The sequence below is a fragment of the Massilia mucilaginosa genome (assembly GCF_011682145.1).
Taxonomy (GTDB): domain Bacteria; phylum Pseudomonadota; class Gammaproteobacteria; order Burkholderiales; family Burkholderiaceae_D; genus Telluria_A; species Telluria_A mucilaginosa.
This window is the reverse complement of record NZ_WHJH01000002.1, coordinates 33,895-59,135: the sequence shown is the minus strand read 5'-3', so window position 1 is coordinate 59,135 and position 25,241 is coordinate 33,895. Positions and strand designations below refer to the sequence as shown.

General features: G+C 64.7%; 20 protein-coding genes. 13 read left to right on the top strand and 7 right to left on the bottom strand.

The genetic code is table 11. The annotated features are described in order from the left end of the window. The first annotated feature begins 61 nt into the window (after window positions 1-61). The 7 genes from F2P45_RS02665 (at window position 62) to F2P45_RS02635 (ending at window position 11,266) form a co-directional block, all read left to right on the top strand. Complete coding sequence (locus F2P45_RS02665; protein ID WP_166870295.1) at window positions 62-952, top strand: ABC transporter ATP-binding protein; 891 nt, start codon at window positions 62-64, stop codon at window positions 950-952. A gap of 11 nt (window positions 953-963) precedes the next feature. Then, a complete protein-coding gene (locus F2P45_RS02660; protein ID WP_166870293.1) occupies window positions 964-4,530 on the top strand; it encodes an ABC transporter permease/M1 family aminopeptidase in 3,567 nt (1,188 codons plus the stop codon). Between the two features lie 176 nt (window positions 4,531-4,706). Further along, complete coding sequence (locus F2P45_RS02655) at window positions 4,707-8,162, top strand: response regulator (protein WP_166870291.1); 3,456 nt, start codon at window positions 4,707-4,709, stop codon at window positions 8,160-8,162. Further along, window positions 8,162-8,989, top strand: a complete 828-nt coding sequence (locus F2P45_RS02650) for a CheR family methyltransferase (protein WP_166870289.1) — start codon at window positions 8,162-8,164, stop codon at window positions 8,987-8,989. The genes F2P45_RS02655 and F2P45_RS02650 overlap by 1 nt, the downstream gene beginning before the upstream one ends. Continuing rightward, window positions 8,986-9,600 (top strand): chemotaxis protein CheB, encoded by a 615-nt coding sequence (locus F2P45_RS02645; protein WP_166870287.1) that lies wholly within the window; start codon window positions 8,986-8,988, stop codon window positions 9,598-9,600. Before F2P45_RS02650 ends, F2P45_RS02645 begins: the two co-directional genes overlap by 4 nt. Then, complete coding sequence (locus F2P45_RS02640; RefSeq protein ID WP_166870285.1) at window positions 9,597-10,775, top strand: hybrid sensor histidine kinase/response regulator; 1,179 nt, start codon at window positions 9,597-9,599, stop codon at window positions 10,773-10,775. The genes F2P45_RS02645 and F2P45_RS02640 overlap by 4 nt, the downstream gene beginning before the upstream one ends. Next, a complete protein-coding gene (locus tag F2P45_RS02635; protein WP_166870283.1) occupies window positions 10,772-11,266 on the top strand; it encodes a hypothetical protein in 495 nt (164 codons plus the stop codon). Before F2P45_RS02640 ends, F2P45_RS02635 begins: the two co-directional genes overlap by 4 nt. Here F2P45_RS02635 and F2P45_RS02630 read toward each other — a convergent pair. Next, complete coding sequence (locus F2P45_RS02630) at window positions 11,263-11,871, bottom strand: TetR/AcrR family transcriptional regulator (protein WP_166870281.1); 609 nt, start codon at window positions 11,869-11,871, stop codon at window positions 11,263-11,265. The two genes, F2P45_RS02635 and F2P45_RS02630, sit on opposite strands and share 4 nt — an antisense overlap. 111 nt (window positions 11,872-11,982) lie before the next feature. Here F2P45_RS02630 and coaE point away from each other — a divergent pair, with 111 nt between their 5' ends. The 3 genes from coaE to F2P45_RS02615 all read left to right on the top strand — a co-directional run bounded on the left by coaE (window position 11,983) and on the right by F2P45_RS02615 (window position 14,860). Beyond that, on the top strand, window positions 11,983-12,588 hold the full coding sequence (gene coaE, locus F2P45_RS02625) for a dephospho-CoA kinase (RefSeq protein ID WP_166870278.1): 606 nt from the start codon (window positions 11,983-11,985) through the stop codon (window positions 12,586-12,588). 3 nt (window positions 12,589-12,591) lie between these two features. Next, entirely contained in the window at window positions 12,592-13,746 is a 1,155-nt protein-coding gene (coaD, locus tag F2P45_RS02620) for a pantetheine-phosphate adenylyltransferase (RefSeq protein WP_166870276.1), read from the top strand. Window positions 13,747-13,828: 82 nt separating this feature from the next. Then, window positions 13,829-14,860: an alpha/beta fold hydrolase gene (locus F2P45_RS02615; RefSeq protein WP_166870274.1), complete on the top strand. Its 1,032-nt coding sequence runs from the start codon at window positions 13,829-13,831 to the stop codon at window positions 14,858-14,860. On the opposite strand, the gene F2P45_RS02610 is transcribed toward F2P45_RS02615, so the two are convergent. The 5 genes from F2P45_RS02610 to F2P45_RS02590 form a co-directional block, all read right to left on the bottom strand. Then, the gene (locus F2P45_RS02610; protein ID WP_229504895.1) at window positions 14,848-16,911 is read right to left on the bottom strand and encodes a TonB-dependent receptor; all 2,064 of its coding nucleotides are present in this window, start codon (window positions 16,909-16,911) and stop codon (window positions 14,848-14,850) included. The genes F2P45_RS02615 and F2P45_RS02610 overlap by 13 nt on opposite strands. Window positions 16,912-17,247: 336 nt before the next feature. After that, window positions 17,248-19,923 carry a DNA topoisomerase III gene (locus tag F2P45_RS02605; RefSeq protein ID WP_166870270.1) on the bottom strand — a complete coding sequence of 892 codons (2,676 nt, stop codon included), beginning with the start codon at window positions 19,921-19,923 and terminating at the stop codon, window positions 17,248-17,250. A 242-nt stretch (window positions 19,924-20,165) separates the two neighbouring features. Continuing rightward, a complete protein-coding gene (locus tag F2P45_RS02600) occupies window positions 20,166-20,630 on the bottom strand; it encodes a Smg family protein (protein ID WP_166870268.1) in 465 nt (154 codons plus the stop codon). A gap of 77 nt (window positions 20,631-20,707) precedes the next feature. Beyond that, the gene (dprA, locus tag F2P45_RS02595; protein ID WP_166870266.1) at window positions 20,708-21,838 is read right to left on the bottom strand and encodes a DNA-processing protein DprA; all 1,131 of its coding nucleotides are present in this window, start codon (window positions 21,836-21,838) and stop codon (window positions 20,708-20,710) included. Between the two features lie 7 nt (window positions 21,839-21,845). After that, entirely contained in the window at window positions 21,846-22,949 is a 1,104-nt protein-coding gene (locus tag F2P45_RS02590; RefSeq protein ID WP_166870264.1) for a LysM peptidoglycan-binding domain-containing protein, read from the bottom strand. 283 nt (window positions 22,950-23,232) lie between these two features. On the opposite strand from F2P45_RS02590, the gene def reads away from it, so the two are divergent. From def to fmt, 3 genes are all read left to right on the top strand, one after another. Beyond that, complete coding sequence (def, locus tag F2P45_RS02585) at window positions 23,233-23,775, top strand: peptide deformylase (protein WP_166870262.1); 543 nt, start codon at window positions 23,233-23,235, stop codon at window positions 23,773-23,775. A 108-nt stretch (window positions 23,776-23,883) separates the two neighbouring features. Next, entirely contained in the window at window positions 23,884-24,009 is a 126-nt protein-coding gene (locus F2P45_RS36710; protein WP_267877330.1) for a hypothetical protein, read from the top strand. A 21-nt stretch (window positions 24,010-24,030) separates the two neighbouring features. Further along, window positions 24,031-24,987 carry a methionyl-tRNA formyltransferase gene (gene fmt / locus F2P45_RS02580; protein ID WP_166870260.1) on the top strand — a complete coding sequence of 319 codons (957 nt, stop codon included), beginning with the start codon at window positions 24,031-24,033 and terminating at the stop codon, window positions 24,985-24,987. Between the two features lie 14 nt (window positions 24,988-25,001). Here the strand turns inward: fmt and F2P45_RS02575 are convergent, their stop codons facing one another. Then, window positions 25,002-25,241, bottom strand: a complete 240-nt coding sequence (locus F2P45_RS02575; RefSeq protein ID WP_166870258.1) for a BrnA antitoxin family protein — start codon at window positions 25,239-25,241, stop codon at window positions 25,002-25,004.

Genomic DNA, 25,241 nt, shown 5'->3' with positions numbered 1-25,241 from the left:
CTCTAAAGTACGCCCCGCTACCCGCCGGACGTACATACAGCGACCGTATCAGGAGTCAGGCATGGAATTACGCATCAGGAATTTATCCAAGACCTACGCCAATGGCGTAGTTGCCTTGGATAAAGTTACCCTCACCATCCCCAGCGGGATGTTCGGCCTGCTCGGCCCGAACGGGGCGGGCAAGTCGACCCTGATGCGCACCCTCGCCACCTTGCAGGAATGCGACGCCGGCTCGGTCTTCTTCGGCGACCTCGACGTGCTCGACGACAAGGACGATATCCGCCGCCTGCTCGGCTATCTGCCCCAGGACTTCGGCCTCTACCCCAAGGTCACCGCCTACGAACTGCTCGACCATTTTGCCGTCCTCAAGGGCCTGTCGCAGCGCAGCCGCCGCCGCGAAGTGGTCGATGGGCTGTTGCAGCAAACCAATCTGTTCGAAGTACGCAACCAGCGCCTCGGCACTTTTTCCGGCGGCATGCGCCAGCGCTTCGGCATCGCCCAGGCCCTGCTGGGCGACCCGCAACTGATCATCGTCGATGAACCCACCGCCGGCCTCGACCCGCAGGAACGGGTGCGTTTCCACAACCTGCTCTCCGACATCGGCGACGACAAGACCGTGCTGCTGTCGACCCACATCGTGTCCGACGTGTCGGATCTGTGCGCCAACATGGCGATCATCAACAAGGGCCATGTGCTGCTGTGCGGCGAGCCGCAAAAGCTGATCGACGATATCGACGGCAAGATCTGGGCGCGCTTCGTCGCCAAGCACGAACTGGCCCATTTCCAGCAGGAGCACGCGGTGATCTCGACCCGCCTGCTGACCGGCCGCACCCTGATTCACGTGTATTCCGAACAAGATCCGGGCGAAGGCTTCGCGCCCGCCGCCGGCGACCTCGAAGACGTCTACTTCGCCACCATCGCCGGACGCCACGTCGCGGCCAGCAACTGTTGAAGGTGGCGTCCATGTTGGCAATCGCACTGTTCGAAGCGCGCCAGCGGCTCAAGCTGCTCTCGACCTGGGTCTACTTCGGCATGTTTTTCGCGCTGGCGCTGCTGTGGATGGCGGCCGCCGGCGGGGTTTTCAAGGAAGCCCACATCACCTTCGGCGGGCGCCTGTTCATCAATGCCCCGCGCTCGATCGCGCTGACCGTCGCCTTCCTCGGCTGTCTGGGCGTGATCGTGATGGCGGCCATGATGGGCCGCTCGGTGCAGCAGGATTTCGAATACGACATGCACCACTTTTTCTTCAGCGCGCCGATCGCCAAGCACGATTACGTGTTCGGGCGCTTTCTGGGCGCCGCGCTGACCCTGGCGGTGGTGTTTTCGAGCATCGTGCTGGGCGCCTGGCTGGGCACCTTCATTCCCGGCATCGAACCCGACCGGCTGGGCCAGGCCGGACTGTGGATGTATCTGCGGCCCTACCTGTTCCTGACCCTCCCCAACATCTTCATCTTCGGCGCCATCTTCTTCGTGCTGGCCGCGCTGACGCGGCGCATGCTGCCGGTGTACGTGGCCAGCGTGGTGATGATGATCGGCTACATCGTCGCGCCCTCGCTGGCGCGCGATCTCGACTACAAGACCCTGGCCGCGCTGATCGACCCCTTCGGCACCACCGCCCTGATCCGCATCACCGAGTACTGGACCATCGCCGAGCGCAACAGCCGCGAGATTCCCTTCGGCGGCGTGTACCTGCTCAACCGCGCGCTGTGGTGCGGCTTTGCGCTGGTGGTGCTGCTGCTCGGCTACTGGCGCTTCCACTTCATCGGCAGCGCCGAGGGCCGCCCGGCCGGGCGTGCGGAAGGCGAGATCGCCGCGCGCCTGTCCAACGTGGCCATGGCGACCCAGCAAGCGCCCGACTTCCTGCAGCGCAGCCTGGCGCAGTTAGCGCTCAAGTCGAGCTGGCTCAACTTGCGCGAATCGGTCAAGGATGTCTACTTCGCCGTGATCGCGCTGGCCGGCGTGCTGGCCGTGTTCGGCGCCTCGGTCAACCTCGGCTCGATGTACGGCACCAATACCTATCCGGTGACCTACCAGGTGCTGGAACTGATCAGCGCGGCGTTTTCTCTGTTCATGCTGGTCGTCACCACCTTTTATGCGGGCGAGCTGGTGTGGCGCGAACGCGAGGCGCGCGTGGGCCAGATGCTCGACGCCCTGCCGCTGCCGAGCTGGCTGCCGATGCTGTCCAAGCTGTTCGCCCTGATCGGCCTGCAAGTGCTGATGCTGGTGCTGGTGATGATATCCGGCATGCTGATCCAGCTGTTCCGCGGCTACTTCGCCATCGACATCGGCCTGTACCTGCAAAGCCTGTTCCTGATCCAGCTGCCGCAATACGTGCTGGTGGCGGTGCTGGCGATCGCGCTGCAGGTGCTGATCAACCAGAAGTACCTGGCCTACTTCGCCATGATCCTGTACTACTTCGCCACGATCACCTTCGGCTCGCTCGGCCTCGACCATCCGATGCTGCTGTACGGCACCTCGCCCTCCTTCATGTATTCCGACATGAACGGCTACGGCCACTTTCTGGTGCGCGAACGCTGGTTCGCCTTGTACTGGGGCGGGGCGGCGCTGATGCTGATGGTGGCCTCGCTGGTGTTCTGGCCGCGCGGCTGCAATGCCGAACTGGGCAGCCGGATCCAGCTGGCGCACCGCAACCTGAGCCTGCCGGTCATGGCCACCTTCGGCGCCGGGCTGGCCGTGTTCCTCGGCACTGGCTGCCTGCTCTACTACAACCTGCATATCGAAGGCGATTACCAGACCGCCTGGCAAAAAGACCGGACCCGCGCCCAGTACGAGCTGCGCTACAAGAAATACGCGGCGCTGGCGCAGCCGAAGATCGCCGCGGTCGACCTGAAAGTGGCGATCGTGCCCGAACAGCGGCGCCTGACGGTGACCGGCGTCTACCAGCTCGACAACAAGGGAACGCGCCCGATCGAGCGGGTCTTCATCAGCCAGGACCGCCTGTCCAGCCTGAAAGTGCGCCTGGGCCAGAAAATCACGCCGCTGATCAGCGACCGCGAGCACGGCTTTTACGGCTACCAGCTGAGCACTCCTTTGCTGCCGGGACAACGCCTGGCGCTCGAATTCGATGTCGAGTTCGAAGCGCGCGGCATCCTCGGCCTGGAATCGGACACGCCGGTGCTGAGCAACGGCACCTTCTTCAACAACGACCGGCTGCCGCGCATCGGCTACCAGCCGATGGCCGAGCTGGAGAACGACCGCGACCGCAAACGCCATGGCCTGGGGCCGCACGCGCCGATGCGCGCGCCGCGCGATCCGGCCGGGCTGGCGCACAACTACCTGGGCATTGATGCCGACTGGATCGATTTCAACGCCGTCATCAGCACCAGCCCGGACCAGCTCGCAATTGCCCCCGGCACCCTGGAAAAGGAATGGATCTCGGCCGGACGGCGCTACTTCCATTACCGCATGGACAAGCCGATCCTCAACTTCTACGCCTTCCAGTCGGCCCGCTACGAAGTGCGGCACGACCGCTGGCAGGATGTGACGATCGACGTGTTTTACCACCCGGGCCACGACTTCAACGTCGAGCGCATGATCCGCGGCGTCAAGGCCGGGCTCGAATACAATTCGAAGCATTTCAGCCCCTACCAGCACAAGGTGCTGCGCGTGGTCGAGTTTCCGCGCTACGCCGCGTTTGCCCAGTCCTTCCCCGGCACCATCCCGTTTTCCGAGAGCGTCGGCTTCATCGCCCGGGTCGACGACAAGAATCCCAAGGATATCGATTACCCCTTCTACGTGGCGGCGCATGAAGTGGCGCACCAGTGGTGGGGACACCAGCTGGTGCCCTCGAACACGCGCGGCGCCACGGTGCTGAGCGAAACCCTGTCCGAATACGCGGCGCTGATGGTCATGAAGCAGCACGTCGGCCCCGAGCGCATGCGCCGCTTCCTGAGCTACAACCTGGACAAATACCTGATCGGACGGGCGCTGGAAACGAAGTACGAGCTGCCGCTGGCGCAGAACGAACACCAGAGCTACATCCATTACCACAAGGGCGCGCTGGCCATGTACCTGCTGCAGGACGTGCTGGGCGAAGCGAAGGTCAATGCCGTGCTGCACGATCTGCTGACCAGCCACGCCTTCCATGGCGCGCCGTATCCGAGCGTGCTGGCGCTGACCGATGGCTTGCGCCGCGCCACGCCTCCCGAGCATGCCTACCTGATCGACGACCTGTTCGAGCGCATTGTGCTCTACGAGAACCGCGCCACGAGCGCCAGCGCGACCAGGCGCGCCGACGGCAAGTACGAGGTGCGGATGCGCGCCAGCGTCGTCAAGCAGCGCGCCGGCAAGCTGGGCGACGAGACCGAAGTGCCGCTGAAAGACGTGATCGAATTGGGCGTCGACGACCAGGATGGCAAGCCGCTGCTGCGCGAACGGCGCGTGGTCGACGGCAATACCGTCAGCGTGACCATGGTCGTGGGCACGCGACCGTACAAGGCCGGGATCGATCCGGACAACAAGCTGATCGACCGCAAGCCGGGGGATAATATGATCGAGGTGGAGCAGTAGCCGATCCGCTGTCTTTCCGCAACTGAGCGACAGGATCGTTCAGTTGCGGAAATTGTGTTTCTGAGTTTTCGTGCAAAGGCATGCGGCAGCACTAGCACATGTACAAGGCCACCCCGAATCTTGCGCGTCAAATATTTCTTTTCGTATAAACTTCCACCTTTTACGTGGAAGATAGCATGCCGAGCGTCAAAACGATGGACCAGACCGGCTTTCGCCGTATCCTCGCCCGCAACGTTGCGTTGCCGCTGGCGATCGGCGTCGGCAGTGCGCTGATTTTCGTTGCCGTCATTACCTACCTGCTGTCGGTCCTGAGCATGGTGGAACACAGTGAAAAAGTGATCGGCCACGCCAACGAGGCGGCCAAGCTCTCGGTCGACCAGGAATCGGGCCTGCGCGGCTATTTGCTGAGCAACGACGAAGCCTTCCTCGCGCCCTACACCCTGTCAAAAGGAAAAAGCGCAGCCACCCTCGATACGCTGACCAAGCTGGTGGCGGACAATCCGCCCCAGGTCGAGCGCCTGCGCCAGATCTCGGCCATGCAGGAACAGTGGAACGTCTACGCCACCAACGCCATTGCGCTGCGGCGCGCCAACAGCGACGTCATTACGCTGGTGCGCAGCGGGCGCGGCAAGGTCGCTTTCGATGAAATCCGCACCACCTTCAACGAATTCCTGGCGGTCGAACAGCGCCTGCTGCAACAGCGTAACCAAAGCGCCCAGAGCGTGACGCGCTGGGGCGTGGCCCTGTACCTGCTGGTCAGCCTGCTGCTGTCGGGCCTGCTGGCCTACTTCGGCCGGCGCGAACTGATGCGCCTGTCGGACGTGTTCGGCGACGCCATCGATCAGCACCGCACCCATGGCGAAGCGCTCGAGCGCCAGGCCTGGCAGCGCAGCGGACAGACCCAGCTGGCCGAACGCAGCATCGGCCACAACAGCCTGACCAGCCTCGGGCGCGCCACGCTCGATTTCATGGCCGAATACACCGGCGCGGCCGTGGCCGCCCTGTACGCGCGCGACGAAGACGGCAGCCTGCGCCGCATCGCCGGTTATGGCATGAGCCGCGAAGAAACCGAGCGCGAAGTACGTTTCAATGGCGCCGACACCCTGGTCGGCCAGACGCTCGTGTCCAATCGCCCGATCGTGATGGGCAACCTGCCCGAGCACTACCTGAAAGTCAGCTCCGGCATCGGCAGCGGCAGCCCGCGCCACCTGGTCCTGATCCCGGTCGACAATGACGGCGCCGCCAATGGCGTGGCCGAATTCGGCTTCCTGAACGAGCCGCGCAAGCGCGACCTGGAGTTCCTGGAACTGGTCGCGCCGAACATCGGCCGCGCCATCGAAGCGGCGCTGGCGCGCCGCCGCCTGCACGACGCCCTGGCCGAAACCCAGCAGCTCAACGAAGAACTCCAGGTGCAGCAGGAAGAACTGCGCACCGCCAACGAGGAACTCGAAGAGCAGTCGCGCGTGCTGGAAGAATCCCAGACCATCCTCGAAAACCAGAAGGCCGAACTGGAACAGACCAACGAACGCCTGGCCGAACAGGCCAACGCGCTCGATGAAAAGAACAGCGCCCTGGGCGTGATCCAGAACGAGCTGGAAGAGCGCGCGCTCGACCTGCAGCGCGCCAGCAAATACAAGTCCGAATTCCTGGCGAATATGTCGCACGAGCTGCGCACCCCGCTCAACAGCTCCCTGATCCTGTCCAAGCTCTTGTCCGAGAACGCCAAAGGCAATCTGGAGCCGGAGCAGATCCAGTTCGCCAACACGATCTACGCGGCCGGCAACGACCTGCTCAACCTGATCAACGACATCCTCGACATCTCCAAGGTCGAAGCGGGCAAGCTCGAACTGACGCCCGAAGACATCGCCCTGACCGACCTGGCCGACACCATGCGCCACACCTTTGCGCCGCTGGCCGGCCAGAAGCAGCTGACGTTCACGTCGCAGGTGCAAGCCGGCGCGCCAGTCACCCTGCACAGCGACGCCCAGCGCCTCCAGCAGATCCTCAAGAACCTGCTCTCGAACGCGATCAAGTTCACCGATAGCGGCGAGGTCTCGCTGACGATCGGAGCGGGCCCGGACGGCATGCTGGCATTCGTGGTGCGCGACTCCGGCATCGGCATCGCGACCGACCAGCACGCGATCATCTTCGAAGCCTTCCGCCAGGCCGACGGCACCACCAGCCGGCGCTACGGCGGCACCGGCCTGGGCCTGTCGATCTCGCGCGACCTGGCGGCCCTGCTGGGCGGCTCGATCGCGATCGCCAGCGCGCCCGGCAAGGGCAGCACCTTCACCCTGCTGGTCCCGGCAACCCTGCCGGCCGCTACCCCGGGCCTGCCGCAAACGCCCGCCAGCAGCATGCAGGCGGCCGCGCGCACCATCGTCGCGCCGGCGCCGGCCCTGCGCGCACCGGTGTTCGCCGATGACCGCGGCAACGGCATCGCGGCCGCACGCACAGTGCTGGTGATCGAAGACGACGCCGCGTTCGCGCGCATCCTGTTCGACCTGGCGCACGAAATGCACTACCGCTGCCTGGTGGCGCACAGCGCCGGCGACGGCCTGCAGGCCGCCAACGACTTCCTGCCAGACGCCATCCTGCTCGACCTCGGCCTGCCCGACGGCTCCGGACTCGATTTGCTGCAAAAGCTCAAGGACAATCCGCGCGCGCGCCACATCCCGGTGCACATCGTCTCGGCCAACGACCGCGCCGAAGCGGCCATGCAGCTGGGCGCGATCGGCTACGTGATCAAGCCGGCCACGCGCGAGCGCCTCAAGCAGGTGTTCCAGACCCTGGAGGGCAAATTCACCCAGAAGATGAAGCGCGTGCTGCTGGTCGAGGACGACGAGCGCCAGCGCGAGAGCGTGGTCCACCTGATCGACGACGCCGATGTCGAGATCACCGCGGTGGCCACCGGCGGCGAAGCCTTCGCGCTGCTCCAGGCCGGCATCTACGACTGCATGATCATCGACCTGAAGCTGCCCGACATGCAGGGCCACGAACTGCTGCGCAAGATGGCGTTTGAAGAAATCGTCTCGTTCCCGCCGGTGATCGTCTACACCGGGCGCAACCTGACCCGCGCCGAAGAAGCCGAACTGCTCAAATATTCGCGCTCGATCATCATCAAGGGTGCGCGTTCGCCCGAGCGCCTGCTCGACGAAGTCACGCTGTTCCTGCACAAGGTCGAATCGCAAATGTCGGCCGAGCGCCAGAGCATGCTGAAAACCGTGCGCAGCCGCGACCGCGTGTTCGACGGGCGCCGCATCCTGCTGGTCGACGACGACGTGCGCAACATCTTCTCGCTCACCAGCGCGCTGGAACAGAAAGGCATCATCGTCGAAGTCGGCCGCAACGGCTTCGAAGCGCTCGAACGGCTCGACCAGATTGCCGACATCGACCTGGTGCTGATGGATGTGATGATGCCGGGGATGGACGGCCTGGAAGCGACGCGCCGCCTGCGCGCCGATCCGCGCTTCGCCAAGCTGCCGGTGATCGCCATCACCGCCAAGGCCATGAAGGACGACCAGGAACAGTGCATGAAGGCCGGCGCCTCCGACTACCTGGCCAAGCCGATCGACCTTGACCGCCTGTACTCGCTGCTGCGGGTCTGGCTGCCGAGCATGGAGCGGCTGTGATGAATGCACCCGACAGCATCACCATCGAGCTGCGCCTGCTGATGGAGGCGATTTATCTCAAGTACAGCTACGACTTCCGCGACTACTCGGGCGCCTCGCAAAAGCGGCGCGTGCATCATGCCCTGCACCAGATGGACTGCGCCAGCATCTCCGAACTGCAGGCGCGCGTGCTGCACGATCCGGACGCCTTCATGCAGCTGTTGCAGTACCTGACCATTCCGACCAGCGAGATGTTCCGCGACCCGTCGTATTTCCAGGCCCTGCGCGAACATGTGGTGCCGCACCTGCGCACCTACCCTTCGCTCAAGATCTGGGTCGCCGGCTGCAGCACCGGCGAAGAAATCTATTCGATGGCGATCCTGCTCAAGGAAGAAGGACTGCTGGAGCGCTCGATCATCTACGCCACCGACATCAACCCGCATTCGCTGGAACGGGCGCGCAAGGGCGTGTTTGCGCTTGACCGCATGCGCGCCTACACCGCCAGCTACCAGATGGCCGGCGGACGCGCCGCGTTCTCCGACTACTACACGGCCGCCTACGACGGCGCCCTGTTCGACCGCAGCCTGGTGGAAAACGTCAGCTTCGCCGACCATAGCCTGGCGACCGACAGCGTGTTCTCCGAAACCCATTTGATCAGCTGCCGCAACGTGATGATTTACTTTAACCGCAAGCTGCAGGACCGCGCGCTCGGCCTGTTCCACGAATCCCTGTGCCACCGCGGCTTCCTGGGCCTGGGCAGCAAGGAGAGCCTCGATTTCTCGGCGCACGCCGACGCCTTCGAGCCGCTGGTCAAGGCCGAGCGCATCTTCCGCAAGGTGGCGCCATGAACGCCGTGCATGCCGACTCGAACGCAGAGTTGCTGGCCGGGCGCAGGATCGACGCCGTGGTGATCGGCGCCTCGGCCGGCGGCATCGACGCCCTGCTGCGCATTCTGCCGGTGCTGCCGAAGCACTTCGGCTTTTCGGTGATGGTGGTGCTGCACCTGCCGGACGACCGCGACAGCCGCCTGGCCGAAGTCTTCCAGCAGCACCTGGCGATGCCGGTGCGCCAGGCCGACGACAAGATGATGGTGGAAGCCGGCAGCGTGTATTTCGCCCCGCCCGGCTATCACCTGTCGGTCGAACGCGACTTCAGTTTTTCGCTGAGCCAGGAAGACCCGGTGCATTTCTCGCGCCCGGCCATCGACATCCTCATGGAGTCGGCCGCCGACGCCTGGGGCCAGCGCCTGCTTGGCATTTTGCTCACCGGCGCCAGCGCCGATGGCGCCGCCGGCATGGCGCGCATCGCCGCCTGCGGCGGCCTGACCGTGGTGCAGGACCCGAAAGACGCCGAGATCGCGACCATGCCCTCGGCCGCGATCCGGCTGCGCGCACCCGACGCCGTACTGCCCGTACCCGCAATCCGCGCGCTGATGACCGCGATGATGGAGATCCAATGAAGAGCGACCAACAAAAAATCAAGCTCCTGATCGTCGACGACCTGCCCGAGAACCTGCTCGCGCTGAGCAAGATCATCGAACAGGACGACCGCATCGTCTACCAGGCCAGTTCGGGCGAGGCGGCGCTGTCGCTGCTGCTCGAACACGACTTCGCGCTGGCCATCCTCGACGTCATGATGCCCGGGATGGACGGCATCGAACTGGCGGAACTGATGCGCGGCACCGAACGCACGCGCAACGTGCCGATCGTGTTCGTCAGCGCGGCCGGGCGCGAACTCAATTACGCCTTCAAGGGCTACGAGACGGGCGCCGTCGACTTCCTCTACAAGCCGCTCGACATCGCGGCCGTCAAGAGCAAGGTCAATGTGTTCGTGGCCCTGTGCCAGCAGCGCAATGAGGTCAAGCGCCAGGTGGCCGAGCTGGAAGAAAGCCGGCGCGAGCTGCGCGCCACCCAGGTCGAGCTGGAACGCTCGGTGAAGATGCGCGACGACTTCATGTCGATGGTCGCGCACGAACTGCGCACGCCGCTCAACACCCTGTTCCTGGAAACGCAATTGCGCGGCATGCAGCTCGACAAGGGCAACATGGCCGCCTTCAGCGAAGAGAACATGCGCAAGATGGTGGCGCGCGACGGCCGCCAGATCCAGAGCATGATCCGCTTGATCAACGACATGGTCGACGTCTCGCGCATCCGCAGCGGCAAGCTGTCGATCCGTCCGGCCGAAACCGAGCTCTCGGCCCTGCTGGCGCGTATCGTCAGCGACCTGTCGCAGCGCACCGAGGCTGCCGGCGGCACCATCGAACTGCACGCGCCCGAGCCGGTGGCCGGCGTGTGGGACGAGTTCCGCGTGGAGCAGATCATCATCAACCTGCTCACCAACGCGCTGCGCTACGGCGGCAGCAAACCGGTGAAAATCAGCCTGGAAGTGCGCGACGGGCATGCCTGGATCGTGGTGCGCGACCAGGGCGTGGGCATCGCGCCGGAAGACCAGCTGCGCATCTTCGCGCCGTTCGAACGGGCCGGCACCAAGGACGTGCGCGAGGGCCTGGGACTGGGCCTGTACATCGCGCGCCAGCTGGCCGAGTCGCACGACGGCTCGCTCGATGTCGAGAGCGCGCCGAATCAAGGCGCGGCGTTCCGCCTGGCCTTGCCGCTGGCCGGATCGCGCGCATGAACGTGCCGGCCCCGTACCAGGGTGTGTGGCGGCGCGAAGGCATCTGGCGCACCGATGGCAGCAGCGACAGCACCACCCTGGTGCTGTGGTTCCAGTCGGCGCGCTGGCACATCGACTCGCGCGGCTTCGCCGGCGCCACCGTGGTGCAAGGCGCGCGCTGCGAATGGCATCCCGAGATCGCCTTTCCCGCGCTCGGACCGGAGATCGATGCGGGAACCATGCGCTTCGACGGCCCCGACATGGTGGAAGAAATCGGCATCGACGGCAGTTACCGCGAACTGTGGGTGCGCATCGACGCCGGCCCGGTACGCGCGCAGCGGCTGCACAATGACGATGGCGCGCTGGCCTGGCTGATGACCGGCAGCGAATGGAGCGCGTGGGCCTACGGCCACCCCGGCGGCATGGCGCAATTCGGTATCGCCAGAGGCGATGCGGCGACACTGCCGCCCGAGGCCGGAAGCGGCTGGCGCGTCGCCGCCGTGGACGGCTAGGCCGGCGCTTCGGCCTCGATAAAGCGGCGCACCAGTTGCATGGCCATCGGCGCCGCGTACCCCACCGGCATGCTGGCCGGCGCCGCGCTGGCCAATTGGAAGGTCCCCTCCATCATCGCCAGCAAGGCCGCCGCCAGCGCCTGCACGTTGGCCGTGCTTTTGCGCTGCGCGGCCAGGCTGGCCGAGAGCAGCTCGCGCAGCAGCGCCAGCTCGGTATCGACCGCCTGCTGGTAGGCCGCCCGCACCTCGGGCTGGCGCACCGCTTCCGCCCCGATCACCACCCACGCCGCCACCGCGCCCGCATCCGCCCCGTCGCCCAGTCCCAGGCGCGCGTTGATGTACGCGTTCAGGCGCTGGCCGGGGTCGGGCGCATCCTGCGCCAGCGCGAAGTAGCGCTGCTGCGCACCGGTGGCGAGCGCCTTCACCAGCGCCAGCAAGATATCGGCTTTGCTGTGAAAATGGTAGTGCAGCAGGCCGGGAGTGAGCCCGGCGCGGCGCGCGATCAGCTGTATCGTGGCCTTGTCGTAGCCATGTTCGGCCATCGTGTCCATTAGCGCTTGCACGATCTGCGCGCGGCGCTGCTCCGAATTCGGCTTTCTCGACATGCGTGATTTCACTTAAATTGGTTGAACGACCAAATTATACTTGTTTTCTGGAGCGCTTTTCGCTAGCCTGGCAATTTGGGTGAGCAACCAAACAATCGAACGGACCACACGATGAACGCAACTCCCCCCAAGGTACTGGTGCTGACCGGCGGGATCGGCAGCGGCAAGTCGACCTTCGCGCGCGCTTTCCACGCGCTGGGCGTGCCCTGCATCGACGCCGATGCACTGGCGCGCACGGTGCATCAGGACCCGGCGCATCCGGCCACGATGCACATTGCGCGCGCCTTCCCGCAGGCGATGGCGGCGGACGGCAGCCTGGCGCGCGGCACCCTGCGCAGCATCTTCGCGTTTGACCCGGCCGCCAACGAGGAACTCAAACGCATCCTGCGCCCGGCGGTGCTGGCGCTGGCCGACGACTGGACGCGCCGCCAGCAGGCGCCCTACGTGGTGTGGGAGTCGGCGCTGGCGATGGACCAGGCCCTGCCCGCCGCGCGCGTGCTGGTGATCGATGCGACGGATCAGAACCGTGCCGCCCGCATCGCCCTGCGCAATCCCGACTGGACCGGCGCGCAGGTGGCCAGCATCATCGCCATGCAGCTGCCGCGCGCCGGCTACCTGGCGCATGCCGACGACGTGGTCCACAACGACGGCACCCTGGACGATGTGCGCGCCCTGACCTTGCAACTGCATCACCGATACACCGACCTGTGGAGCTGAACCTTGAAAAAAATCGCATTCTCCGGCACGCTCGACCCGATCACCAATGGCCACCTGTGGGTGATCGGCGAAGCGCGCGAACTGGCCGACGAAGTCGTTGTGCTGATCTCTGAAAACCCGTTCAAGAAACCGCAGTTCCACGCCGCTTCGCGCAAGGAGATCGTCGAACGCAGCGTGGCCGCGCAGGGGTGGACCAATGTCAGCGTGGTGCTGGTACGCGGCGACTACACGGCGCGCGCGGCCAAGCGGCTGGGCATCGACTTCCTGATTCGCGGCATCCGCAACACCTCCGACTTCGATTACGAAAACCTGATCCAGCAAGCCAACGTCGATGTGCTGCACGGCGCCAAAACGCTGTTCGTGATGCCGCCGCGCGACCTCGGCTCGGTCAGTTCGAGTTTCGTGCGCGGCTTGCAGGGACCGGTGGGCTGGCACTGGACCACGCGCCAGTTCATGCCGGCGCCGGCCTACGCGGCCTGGATCCTCGACTGGCTGCGCAAGGACTGGGACAGCCTGTGGCCGGCGGACGATGCCAACGCCGCCGCCTGGTTCGCGCGCCTGACCGGCGAGAGCGCCTACGGCTCGGGCGCGCGGCCGTATCACAACCTCGATCACCTGGTGCACGGGCTGACCGAGATCACGGTGTGGGCGGCCAATGCCGGCGCCAGCGCGGCGCAGATGGCGGTGCTGAAAAAGGCATTCTGGTTCCACGATGCGGTGTATGGTGGCGGCAGCGGCAGCGGATCGAACGAAGAGCAGAGCGCGCAGCTGTGGCTCGGCTCAAACCTCGACGGTAGCGCGGTGGCCGCCGAGGTGGCGGGCCTGATCCGCGCCACCGAGCACCTGGCGCCGGTGGCATCGCGCCATGCGCTGCAAGATGTGATGCAGGGCGTGGACCTGGCGATCCTGGGCCAGGCGGCCGATGTATACGATGGCTACGCGCGCGCGGTACGGGCCGAGTACCTGCATGTCGAGGAGGCCGATTACCTGGCCGGCCGCGAACGCATCCTGGTCCATTTCCACGCGCAGGCCAACGCGGGCACGCTGTATCCGGATGCGTATTTCGCGGACCTGTACAACGAGCGCGCCCGCGACAACCTGGCGCGCGAACTGGAGACGCTGCGCGAGCGCCAGTCCTTTTCGGGCGAATCTCCCTGAGCCGTCCTGAAACAGCGCGACGACGCCCGATGGCGTTCCAGGCTAGACTCGCCACTCCGCCACTCGCCAAGGAAGTCTTCCGATGCCTGCCCGTTTCAGTATGTCGCGCCTGCTGTGCGCGACCGCCCTCTTCGCACCGCTGCCCGGCGCGCACGCCGCCGACGAGCCAAGCTACGGCCCCGAACTCGAAGGCTTCAGCTATCCGGAGCCAGTCCGGAAATTCGCGTTCACCTCGCAAAAAGCCAAGCTGCACATGGCCTACATGGACGTGAAACCGGCCACGCCGAACGGGAACACGGCAGTCCTGCTGCATGGGAAGAATTTTTGCGGCGCCACCTGGGAATCGACCATCAAGGTGCTGGCCGATGCCGGCTACCGGGTAGTGGTGCCCGACCAGGTGGGCTTTTGCAAGTCCAGCAAACCGGCGCATTACCAGTACACCTTCCAGCAACTGGCTGCCAATACGCGTGCGCTGCTCGAATCGCTGGGCGTGCGCCAGGCGGCCGTCATCGGGCACTCCACCGGCGGCATGCTGGCGGTGCGCTATGGCCTGATGTACCCGGAGCAGACGACGCAGCTGGTGCTGGTCAATCCGATCGGGCTGGAAAACTGGAAGGCGGCTGGCGTGCCGTCGATCGACGTCGACGCTTGGTACGAGCGCGAATTGAAGACCACGGCCGAGCGCATCCGCGAGTACGAAAAATCGACCTACTACGTCAATCAATGGAAACCCGAGTACCAGAAATGGGTGCAGATGCTGGCCGGGATGAACCGCGGTCCGGGCAAGCAGATCGTGGCGTGGAATTCGGCGCTGCTATACGACATGATCTACACGCAGCCGGTCGTGTATGAATTTCCGCTGCTGAAAATGCCGGCCCTGCTGCTGATCGGCGAGAAGGACAATACCGCCATCGGCAAGGACCTGGCCCCGCCGGAACTGCGCCCCAGGCTCGGGAACTACCCGATGCTGATGAAGCAGGCCGCGCAAAACATTCCCAAAGCGACCCTGATGTCATTCCCGAAGCTCGGTCACGCGCCGCAGATGCAGGACCCGGACGCGTTTCATGCGGCTTTGTTGAAGGGAATGGCTGACGCGGATAATCAGAAGAAGTAGCGCAGCGACGCCCCGCCCTGCGCGCGCGGCACGGTCGACACCACCAGGCCGGCGGCAGTGCCGTAGGCGATGTCGCTGGCGAATTGGTGCGGCTGCAGGGTGGCGGACAACGCGCCCTGGAACTTGCCGATATCGTAGGTGGCCTTGAGGTCGTAGCGCACGAAGGTCGGCATGTCGCGCTGCACCGGCGGCGTGCCGGTGTAGTACGGATTGCGCGCGCTGACGTACACGTCGCCGTTAACGGCCAGCTTGCCCGCTCCGGCCGCGCTGCGGTGCTGCGCGCCCGCCTTCCAGGTATGCGCCGGCACCGACAGCAGCGCGCCTGCGCCGGGGGCCGGGTTGTCGAGCCGCGCCCGCAGGATGCGGCCGTAACTCAGGTAAGCGCTGAACGTACTGGTCGGCTGGTAGCGCACGTCCATCTCAAGGCCCCTGCGCGTGGTCCGCCCCGACGAAACGAAAACGTCGGGCGCGCTATTGACGATTTCGTCGTCGTTCTCGATCGCGTACAGGGCGCCAGAGATGCGCCAGCCGCCCGCCACCCTGGCATTGAAGCCGGCATCGTGCGAGCGCACCTTGCTCGGATCGATGTCCGGGTTGATCCTGCCGCTTTTGGCGCCAAGCGGGCCAAGGCTGCCGCTCGAACTGATCTGTTCCGCGGCGGGCGAGCGCAAGCCCTGCGCGACGTTGGCGAACAATTCCAGATCGGGGAGCACGGTCCAGATGGCGCCGTATTTCGGCGTGACCACCGAGCCCCGGTAGGCGGTCGATGCGGCCGGCAGCTTGCGGTTTGCGATCTCGTAGTCGAAGCGGTCGTAGCGCGCGCCGGCATGCAGCTTGAGCGTCGGCAGGACGCGGTACTGGCCCTGCACGAACGCGCCGTAGGCAAGCAGGTCGAGATGCTGGTTGTTGACGTAGTTCGCGGTCGGCTGGCGCAGGTGGTACTGGCGGCGCAGCGCGTCGCCCCGGTCCTTGCGCGTGTCTGCGCCGACGGTCAGCACGGCGCTCTCGCCGATGACCCAGGTATTGCCGGCGCGCGCTCCGCCGATGGTGCGCTCGTCGTAGCCGAAGGTGTGCTGGGTGGTGCTGGTGGTGATGGCGCGGCTGCGTTCGAAGTCTTCCGCATACAGCGTGGCGAACCAGCCGGCTTGCCCGCGTGCGGGGGCGCGGTTGAACACCAGCGAGGTGCGGTGGGCGTCGCCGAAGCCGGGCAAGTTGTACTGCACCGAATGCGGATCGAGCCCGGCCTGCATGGCCGGCAGCGACAGGTAGCCGGCGCCCGCGTAGTCCGAACGGTAGTAGCTGGCGCGCAGGCTGTAGATGCCGTCGCCGATGGTCGTCGAGAGCTTCCAGAACAGGTTTTCGCGGTCGTTGCCGCCGCCGTGACGGAAGCCGTCGCTGCGGTAACGGTCGGCCACCAGCAGCGAACGGACGTTCCCGTACTCGCTGGAGAGAGTCAGCGAGCCGCGCCGCCCGCCGTGGCTTTCGAGCGTGAGCGCGGCGCTCGATGGCGTGGCGGCGCCGCCCTCGCGGGTGGTGATGATCACCGAGCCGGCGCGGTTCTGGTCACCGTACAGGGCCGACACCGGGCCTTTGACGACGTCGATGGCGTCGATCATGTCGGCGGTCATCCATTCGAGGAAGGCCGGTCCGTGGCCGGCGCCGCCCTGGCTCGACGGGATATTCTGCGGCACGCCGTCGATGCTGATGGCGGTATCGGCGCCGTGCGTGCCCTGGGTGGCGAAGCCGCGCATGCGAAAGCCGTTGCCGGTATCGCCCTGGTCGATGTTATTGGCGACCACGCCAGGCACGCGCCGGAAAATGTTGGAGATGTCGCGCCCCAGATTGAGCGTGGCCAGATCTTCCGCGGTGATCGTGGTGACGGTGCCAGGCAAGGCGCGCGCGCTGGTGCCTGCGGCGCTGCGCTCGTCGTCCTTGCTGGCCCGGATTTCGACGACTTGGGTTTCTCCGGCCGGTGCAGGCAGGTCGGCGGCGGCGAAGGCGCTGCCGCCGGCGGCACAGCCAAGCAAAACGGCACGGGTGAGCAGAGGCAATGGCAGCGCGGGCGGCTGCGGAAAACAACGTCGGAAATGCAAAGTGGATACTCCAGGATACGGGGATGACAATGGCTGCTGCGATAATGATATACCAGCATCATTAGATAATGCAACATGGTTGCATTTGATGCCGCCTTTTCTAGCCGTGCATACGATCCATTTGAGGTGGTCACAATTTGTGACCACCTCACCTCTGTCTGACGCGCTACCTTTGCGACGCGGTATCTGGCTCAACAAAAGAAAACGGGCCCGGCTGTAGAAACCGCAATCGCGATTTCTACAGCCGGGCCCGTGTCCGAATGTCAGACCTGGCACCGCGCGGGGTGCGGCGGATTATTCTTCCGCGACAGCTTTCTTGACGGCGGCTTTCTTCGCTGCCGGTTTTTTGGCGGCAGCCTTTTTAGCAGGCGCTTTTTTAGCCGCCGCTTTCTTGGCCGGCGCGGCTTTCTTCGCCGTGCTTGGCGCCGCCTCGTCGCCGCCTTCCGGATCGGCTACCGCCGCCGCCTTGCCCTTGGCCGGCGCTTTGGCCTTGCGCTCTTCGAACTCGAAGCTGATCTTGCCATCCTTGCCCTTGACCAGGAACGCCTTGAACGGACGGCGCGTGCGCTGCGATACAAAACCCGGCATCAGGTCGGTCTTGCCGTCGTTGAGCAGCTTGACCATTTGCTCAGGCAGGATTTCCTGCTGCAAGATGATGCGGCCGCTGCGGAAATCGCAGGTCTTCGGCTTGGCCACGCTGTGCTCGCACACATACGCCAGGCCCATCTCGAACACGCCGCCGGCGCATTTCGGGCACGGTCCGAGCGCGCTCTGGCCGGTGAAGTCGACACCCTCGCCATCTTCGCCGCCTTCGTCGTTCTGGCCGAAATCGAACTCGAGCTTGCAATTCTTGATGTCTTCATCGCGCACGATGCGCAAAATCGCGGCAAATGGACGCCCCATTTTCGAGCGGAAACCCTGCATCGGGCCGATCGTGCGCTTCTCCAGCAACTCTTCAACTTCGGCAATCTCGAACTGGCGGCTGCCAGGCGTCTTGCTCATGTTGAATTCGCACTTGGTGCAGGCGAAACGACGGTAGTTTTCCTTGACCACGCCGCCGCAGTTCGGGCAGGGCGTGTGCAGGGTCGCGTAGTCGCCCGGAATCGTGTCGTTGTTGTATTCCTTGGCGCGCTTGACGATGATTTGCGTCATCTGGGCAATTTCACGCATGAACTCGTCACGCGAAATCTTGCCCTTCTCCATTTGCGACAGCTTGTATTCCCATTCGCCGGTCAGTTCCGGCGCGGTCAGTTCGTTCACGCCGAGGCCGCGCAGCAAGGTCATCAGCTGGGATGCCTTGGCGGTCGGAATCAGTTCGCGCCCTTCGCGCAACAGGTAGCGCTCGCCCAGCAAGCCTTCGATGATGGCCGCGCGCGTCGCTGGCGTGCCCAGGCCCTTGCCGGCCATGGCGTCGCGCAGTTCGTCGTCGTCGATCAGCTTGCCGGCGCCTTCCATGGCGGAGAGCAAGGTCGCTTCCGAATAGCGCGCGGGCGGCTTGGTGACCAGGGCGTTCGGGCTGACTTTTTCGGTCTGCACTTTTTCACCCTTGGCGACGGGAACCAGGTTGCCGCCGGTGTTGTCGTCCTTGTCGCTGTCGGTCGAGGCTTCCTTGCCGTAGATCGCCAGCCAGCCCGGATTGGTCATGACCTTGCCTTCCGTCTTGAACTGGTGGCCGGACACTTCGGTAAAGCGGGTGGTGACCTGGAATTCCGCAGGCGGGAAGAATACCGCCATGAAGCGGCGCGTGACCAGGTCGTACAGTTTCTGTTCCGGCTCCGACAGGTTCTTCGGCGCCAGGGTGGTCGGGATGATCGCGAAGTGATCCGAGATCTTGGTGTTGTCGAAAATGCGCTTGTTCGGCTTGACCCAGCCCTTGTCGGTGATCTGCTTGGCGAACTGGTGGTAGTTATTGTTCTCCGCCAGGCTCACCATGGTGTCCTTGACGGTGTTGATGTAGTCTTCCGGCAAATGGCGCGAATCGGTACGCGGGTAGGTCAAGACCTTGTGCTTTTCGTACAGCGCCTGGGCAAGACCGAGCGTGTTCTTGGCCGAAAAGCCGAACCGGCCGTTGGCTTCGCGCTGCAGGCTGGTCAGGTCGAACAGGGCCGGCGCCATCGAGGTGGTCGGCTTCGATTCTTCCGTCACATTGCCCTGGCGGCCCTTGCAGGCCATGGCGATGCTGTCGGCCGCAGCCTTGCTCCACAGGCGCTCCGAGCGCTTCTCGGGGTCGTTCTCGTCCTTCTTGAAGGCCTGGTCGAGCCAGCGCCCTTCGTACACGCCGGCGGCGCACACGAACTCGGCGCGCACTTCCCAGTAATCGCGCGAGATGAATTTCTTGATCTTGTCTTCGCGCTCGACCACGATCGACAGGGTCGGCGTTTGCACGCGGCCCACGGTGGTCAGGTAGAAGCCGCCTTCCTTCGAGTTGAAGGCGGTCATGGCGCGGGTGCCGTTGATGCCGATCAGCCAGTCCGCTTCGGAACGGCAGCGCGCGGCGTCGGCCAGCGGCAGCATTTCTTCGTCGCTGCGCAATTGCGTGAAGCCGTCGCGGATCGCGCCCGGCGTCATCGATTGCAGCCACAGGCGCTTGATCGGCTGCTTGGCCTTGGCGTTCTGCGCGATCAGGCGGAAAATCAGCTCGCCTTCGCGCCCGGCATCGCATGCGTTGATGAGCTGGGTGACATCCTTGCGCTTGATCAGCTTGTTCAAGACCTTGAGGCGGGCCTCGGTCTTGGCGATCGGGTTGAGCGCGAAATACGGCGGAATCATGGGCAGGTGGGCAAAGCTCCACTTGCCGCGCTTGACGTCGTGCTCTTCCGGCACCGCGATTTCCAGCAGGTGGCCGACGGCCGACGACAGGACATACTCGTCCGATTCGAAGTACTCATCGTGCTTGGTGAAGCCGCCCAGCGTCTTGGCGATATCGTTCGCGACGGAGGGCTTCTCGGCGATGATGAGGGTTTTGGTCATAGGTTTTCTCGTCGTACTATATTAAGTGGTTCGGCCCGCGCATCATACATGCTTGGCCGCAGCAGGCGGCATTTTGCCAACCCGATATCGAAATTGTAACAACCCGATAGAGCGGCCAATGATAAGCGGGTTGTCGGGAAATCCGCAAGTAGCCACTGCATGCCGAAGGCCACAATCGTGCCGGCAGCGGGGGAAAAGCGTTGCGTGGAAGGGAAACGAGGCGCGCGCGGCGCCGGCCGGACTCAATGCAGCAAGCGCGGGGCCTGCTCGTCGTCGGAGCCGAACAGGTCGTCGAACATCAGCGCGTCCGGTTCCTTGCCCTGGCTCCACAGCAGCATCAGCACGATGATCTTGAGCTTGCCCAGGCCCACCGGCGACTCTTCCAGCGCCAGCGCGCGTTCGATCACGATTTCGCGCTGCGCGGGGCTGAGCACGCCCGCGCTTTCGAGGAACTGGATGAAGCCGACCGCGGAACTGCCCAGGGCGTCGTATTCGCGCTGCACGTAAAAACGCGTGCCGCTCGAGGTGAACGCCAGGGCCGTTTCGTCGCCCGCCATTTCGGTCAGGTCGGTCAGCCACACGAGCGCTTCCGAAATTTCGACATCGTCGAAACCGACAGCGGACAGTTTACGCGCCAACGCGGCCGGCTCGGGGCAGGCATCGGGGCGGTAGTACGTCTCGTAAAGGTAGACCAGGATATCGAACATGGCTCTACTCTATCAGTTAAGCTCGCTAAGACACAAGTCCCGTCCGCGCACCGTTTGCGCGGCGCCGGCCCGGTTTTCTAGCGCTGCACGCGCTGGAACAATCCCCCCGGCAACCGTTCGAGATGACCGGCAAGTTCCAGGCTGAGCAACTGGGCGGCCAGCGCGCCCGCCTCCCTGCCGGCAAGTAGGCCGAGCGCATCGGCGCCGACCGGCTCGAAGCCGAGCGCGTCGAGCAGCGCGCGCTGGGCCGCGCTCAGGGAGGCGGTGGGGTCGGGCTGGCGCGCCAGGGTCGCCAGCGGCGCCACGCGCAGCGGAACCAGGATGTCGTCGACGCAGTCGACCAGGGTGGCGCCTTCGCGGATGAGGCTGTGGCAGCCTTTTGAGAGCGGCGCGTGGATCGAGCCGGGAATGGCGAACACATCGCGGCCCTGTTCGAGCGCCTGCCTGGCGGTGATCAGCGAGCCGGAGCCGGCCGCCGCCTCCACCACCAGCACGGCGCAGCACATGCCGCTGATCAAGCGGTTGCGGCGCGGGAAGTTGCCTGGCGTCGGTCCCGTGCCGAGTGGGTACTCACTGACGATGCAGCCTTCGTCGGCGATGCGCCGGGCCAGCGCTTCGTTGCGGCGCGGATAGATGCGGTCGGCACCGGTGCCGGTCACGGCCACGGTCGAGCCCGGGCCGCGCAAGCCGCCCTCATGGGCGGCGGCATCGATGCCGAGCGCCAGGCCGGAGACAATGGTCAGCCCGGCCGCGCTCAGCGCGCTGGCGAAGGCGCGCGCATTGGCCGCGCCCTGCCCGGTCGCATTGCGGCTGCCGACGATGGCCACGGCCGGCGCCGACAGCAGCTCGACCCGGCCGCAGGCGTACAACAGCAGCGGCGGCAGGGCCAGCTCGCGCAGCAACGGCGGAAACGCGGGGTCGTCAAGGGTAAGGAGCTGGTGATGCGGGTCGGCCAGCCAGTCGCGCACAATGTCGAGGTAGGCCGCGCAGGCGTCCGGCATCGGCTCGCACAAGGCGCAGGCGACGCTGTCGGAAACAATCTGGCGCAAGGCCAGGTAGGAAGCGCTAAAGATGGATTGCGGGGTGGCAAAGCGCTCAAGCAGGCGCTGCGCCGTCACGGCCCCCACGCCGGGCGTCTGCTCCAGGCGTACCCAGGCAGCCAGGCGCTCGGCCTGGCTGATGGGGTTGGCGGGGTCCGTGTCTTGCACGGCGGTTTTACTCCGGTGATCTGGCCACGTCGCCGATTTTGACCGGCTCGGTTACCTGCATGATCAAGCCGTACGACACCCGGTTGAACACACGGAAAATGAACAGGGTGCCGGACTGCTCGTCAGGCAACTTGATCATCGTTTTCTCGGTGCCCAGGACGCCTTTTTTCGGCGCGCCCGGATCGGGCACCGTTCTGCCCAGAGTGTACAACTGGAGCACGGTGCCGACATCGATTCCGTCAACCTTGCCGCGATTAATGCTGACCACCTGGTTCTGGCCGGCATGGGTCACGCCCGAGTAGATGCCCAGGATGCGCGCGTCGACCATTTGATCCGGCGGGTGCGGCATGTAGTTGCGCATGACGGTCGGCGGTGCCGGAATCAACAGGTCGCCCACGCCGATTTCCTGCTTGGAGCTGGCCACCATGAAGGTGTGCACATCGACGCCCGGCTTGGCTTCGGCGAACAGCTTGGCCGTGCCCAGGTACACCGCTTCATAGGCGAGCAGCTTGCCGGTTTCCGGATCCTTGAGCGGGGTGCCCGGACGGAAGACCTGGAACGAGCTGCCGCCCTTGAGGTCGCCGCGCACATAAATCTTGTCGTCCTGGCCGAGGTAGACGTGGCCATCCTGGGCCGCGGCGATGCGCGGCGAGCCCTGCAGCTCGTTTTCTTCGACGATCAGCGGCTGCGACAGGAAGGGCTCGATCACGCCGGCCGGGATGGCCTGGATCGCATCCTTGCCCAGGCCTTCGGTACGAATCTGGGGCGACAGGCGCAGTACGCCATTGGCGCTGCCCGAGCCATCGCCGCTACCCGGACGGGACAGCGACAAGCGGTTGTTCTTGCGGTCGAAGTAAACGATCTGGCCCGGATAAATCCAGTGCGGATTGCGGATTTCCGCCTTGTTCAAACCCCACACCTGGGGCCAGCACCATGGATGCTGCAGGAACTTGCCGGAAATGTCCCACAAGGTATCGCCCTTGACCACCACATGCTGGTCAGGGGCATTGGGCCGGAATTCGCAGGTGGCCGCTTGGGTCGGGGCTGCGAGCAGTCCCGCAAAAAGCGCCACAACCGCTACGCGGACGCCGACTGTGCTAAAATTTTTCATTGAGATGTCCGTAAAGTGCGGCATTAACACGGAATTGCTAGCTGGACACGTCACCTTGCCAGCCACAGCGCAAGAGACAGCGCGATTTAACGCTACCCTATCGACGATATCGATGATAAGGCTTGCCGAACTGGATCAAATTCTGCACATAAATCCTTGAACTAGCAAGAAAAACCATGCTCAACCCGGTTGCGGGTCTGTTGTGTTTTTGTTGTGTTTTAGAATTCTTATGCGTATGAGCACTTGAAATTATCACCGAATTGTTATCGAAATTACTAGACCTATGGCAATACTGAATATTCTCCGCTACCCGGACGCACGCCTGCACAAGGTGGCCAAGCCGGTCACCGAATTCGGCGAGCGCATCAACAAACTGGTGGCCGACATGGCCGAGACCATGTACGACGCGCCCGGCGTGGGCCTGGCCGCGAGCCAGGTCGACGTGCACGAGCAACTGATCATTGTCGATACGTCCGAGACCAAGGACGATCTGCGCGTGTTCATCAATCCCACCATCGTCTGGGCCAGTGCTGAAAAGCAAGTCTACGATGAAGGCTGCCTGTCGGTGCCGGGCATTTACGACGGCGTGGAGCGTCCCGCGCAGATCAAGGTCAGCGCGCTCGACGCCAGCGGCAAGCCGTTCGAATTGAGCGCAGACGGCTTGATGGCGGTCTGCATCCAGCACGAAATGGACCATTTGATGGGCAAGGTGTTCGTGGAATACCTGTCACCGCTCAAGCGCAACCGGATCAAGGCCAAGATGCTCAAGGAAGAGCGCGGAATCGAACGCGAAGCGGCATTGCGGGCGGCGGGTCGCCGGCATTAACGCGGGCGGCCAGCCGCGGGCGGCCAGCCGTCGCCGTTCTCTTCAAAACCGCAAAACCGTCGTTCCCGCGCAGGCGGGAACGACGGTTTTTAGCGTTGCGATCGTTTTTTGGCGCTGCTGCGGGTTTTAGCGCTGCTGTGGGTTTTAGCGCTGCCGCCGGTTTTAGCGCTGCCGCCGGTTTTGGCGCTACTGTTTTATCTGGCGCTGATGGCGGCCAGTCCGTTTGTACTTTGAACTGTTTAACCCAGGAATCCCATGAAAATCATCTTCGCCGGCACGCCGGAGTTCGCCGCCGTCGCCCTCCAGGCCCTCCATGAGGCCGGCTTCGAGATTCCGCTGGTCCTGACCCAGCCCGACCGCCCCGCCGGGCGCGGCCTGCAATTGCACGCATCAAGCGTCAAGCAATACGCCCTGGCGCACGGCATCGAGGTGCTGCAACCGCTCTCCCTGCGCCTCGACAGCAAGGATCCCGAACGCGCCGCCCAGGCCGCTAGCGCCCACGCGCGCCTGCTGGCCACCGATTACGACGTGATGGTGGTCGCCGCCTACGGATTGATTCTCCCGCGCAGCACGCTCGACATCAAGCCCTGCATCAACATCCACGGTTCCCTGCTGCCGCGCTGGCGCGGCGCCGCGCCGATCCACCGCGCCATCGAAACGGGCGACCTGGAGACCGGCGTGACCATCATGGACATGGAAGAAGGCCTCGACACCGGCCCCATGCTGCTGATGGAACGGGTGCCGATCTTGCCGACCGACACCACCGCCACCCTGCACGACACCCTGGCCGCGCTGGGCGCGCGCATGATCGTCGACGCCCTGCACGCGCGCGCCGCCGGCACCCTGCACCCGGTGCCGCAGCCGGACGAGGGCGTGACCTACGCCGCCAAGATCGGCAAGGAAGAAGCGGCGCTCGATTTTTCCCTGTCATCAAACGAACTGGGCCGCAAGATCCGCGCCTTCAACCCCTTCCCCGGCGCGCACGCCGAGCTCAACGGGGTAGTCATCAAGATCTGGGGCGCCGACGCGCTGGAAGCGGGCAGCGATGCGCCACCGGGACAGGTACTGGCAGCGGACGCCCAGCACGGCATCATCGTCGCCTGTAAACAAGGCACTTTGCGCCTGACGGAACTGCAAAAACCCGGCGGCAAGCGCTTGCCTGCGGCCGAGTTTCTTAAGGGATTCCCTTTGGACGGACTCAGCCTCGACTGAGCCTTCCCACCAGCTTACTGCTGAGCTGCGTCGCGCTCAGCTTGCTGAGCTTCCATGTGTTCACGCAGGATCTGGTTGATGCGGGTCTGGTAACCCGGACCTGCGGACTTGAACCATTTCAGCATGTCGACATCAAGGCGGATCGTCACGATCTGCTTGAGCGGTGCGGCAACTGGTGGGCGCTGCACGGTGCTGGCGTCACCTTGCTGCATGGATGCTGGCTCGGACCAGCTGGTTTGAAAATCATCGTTCAT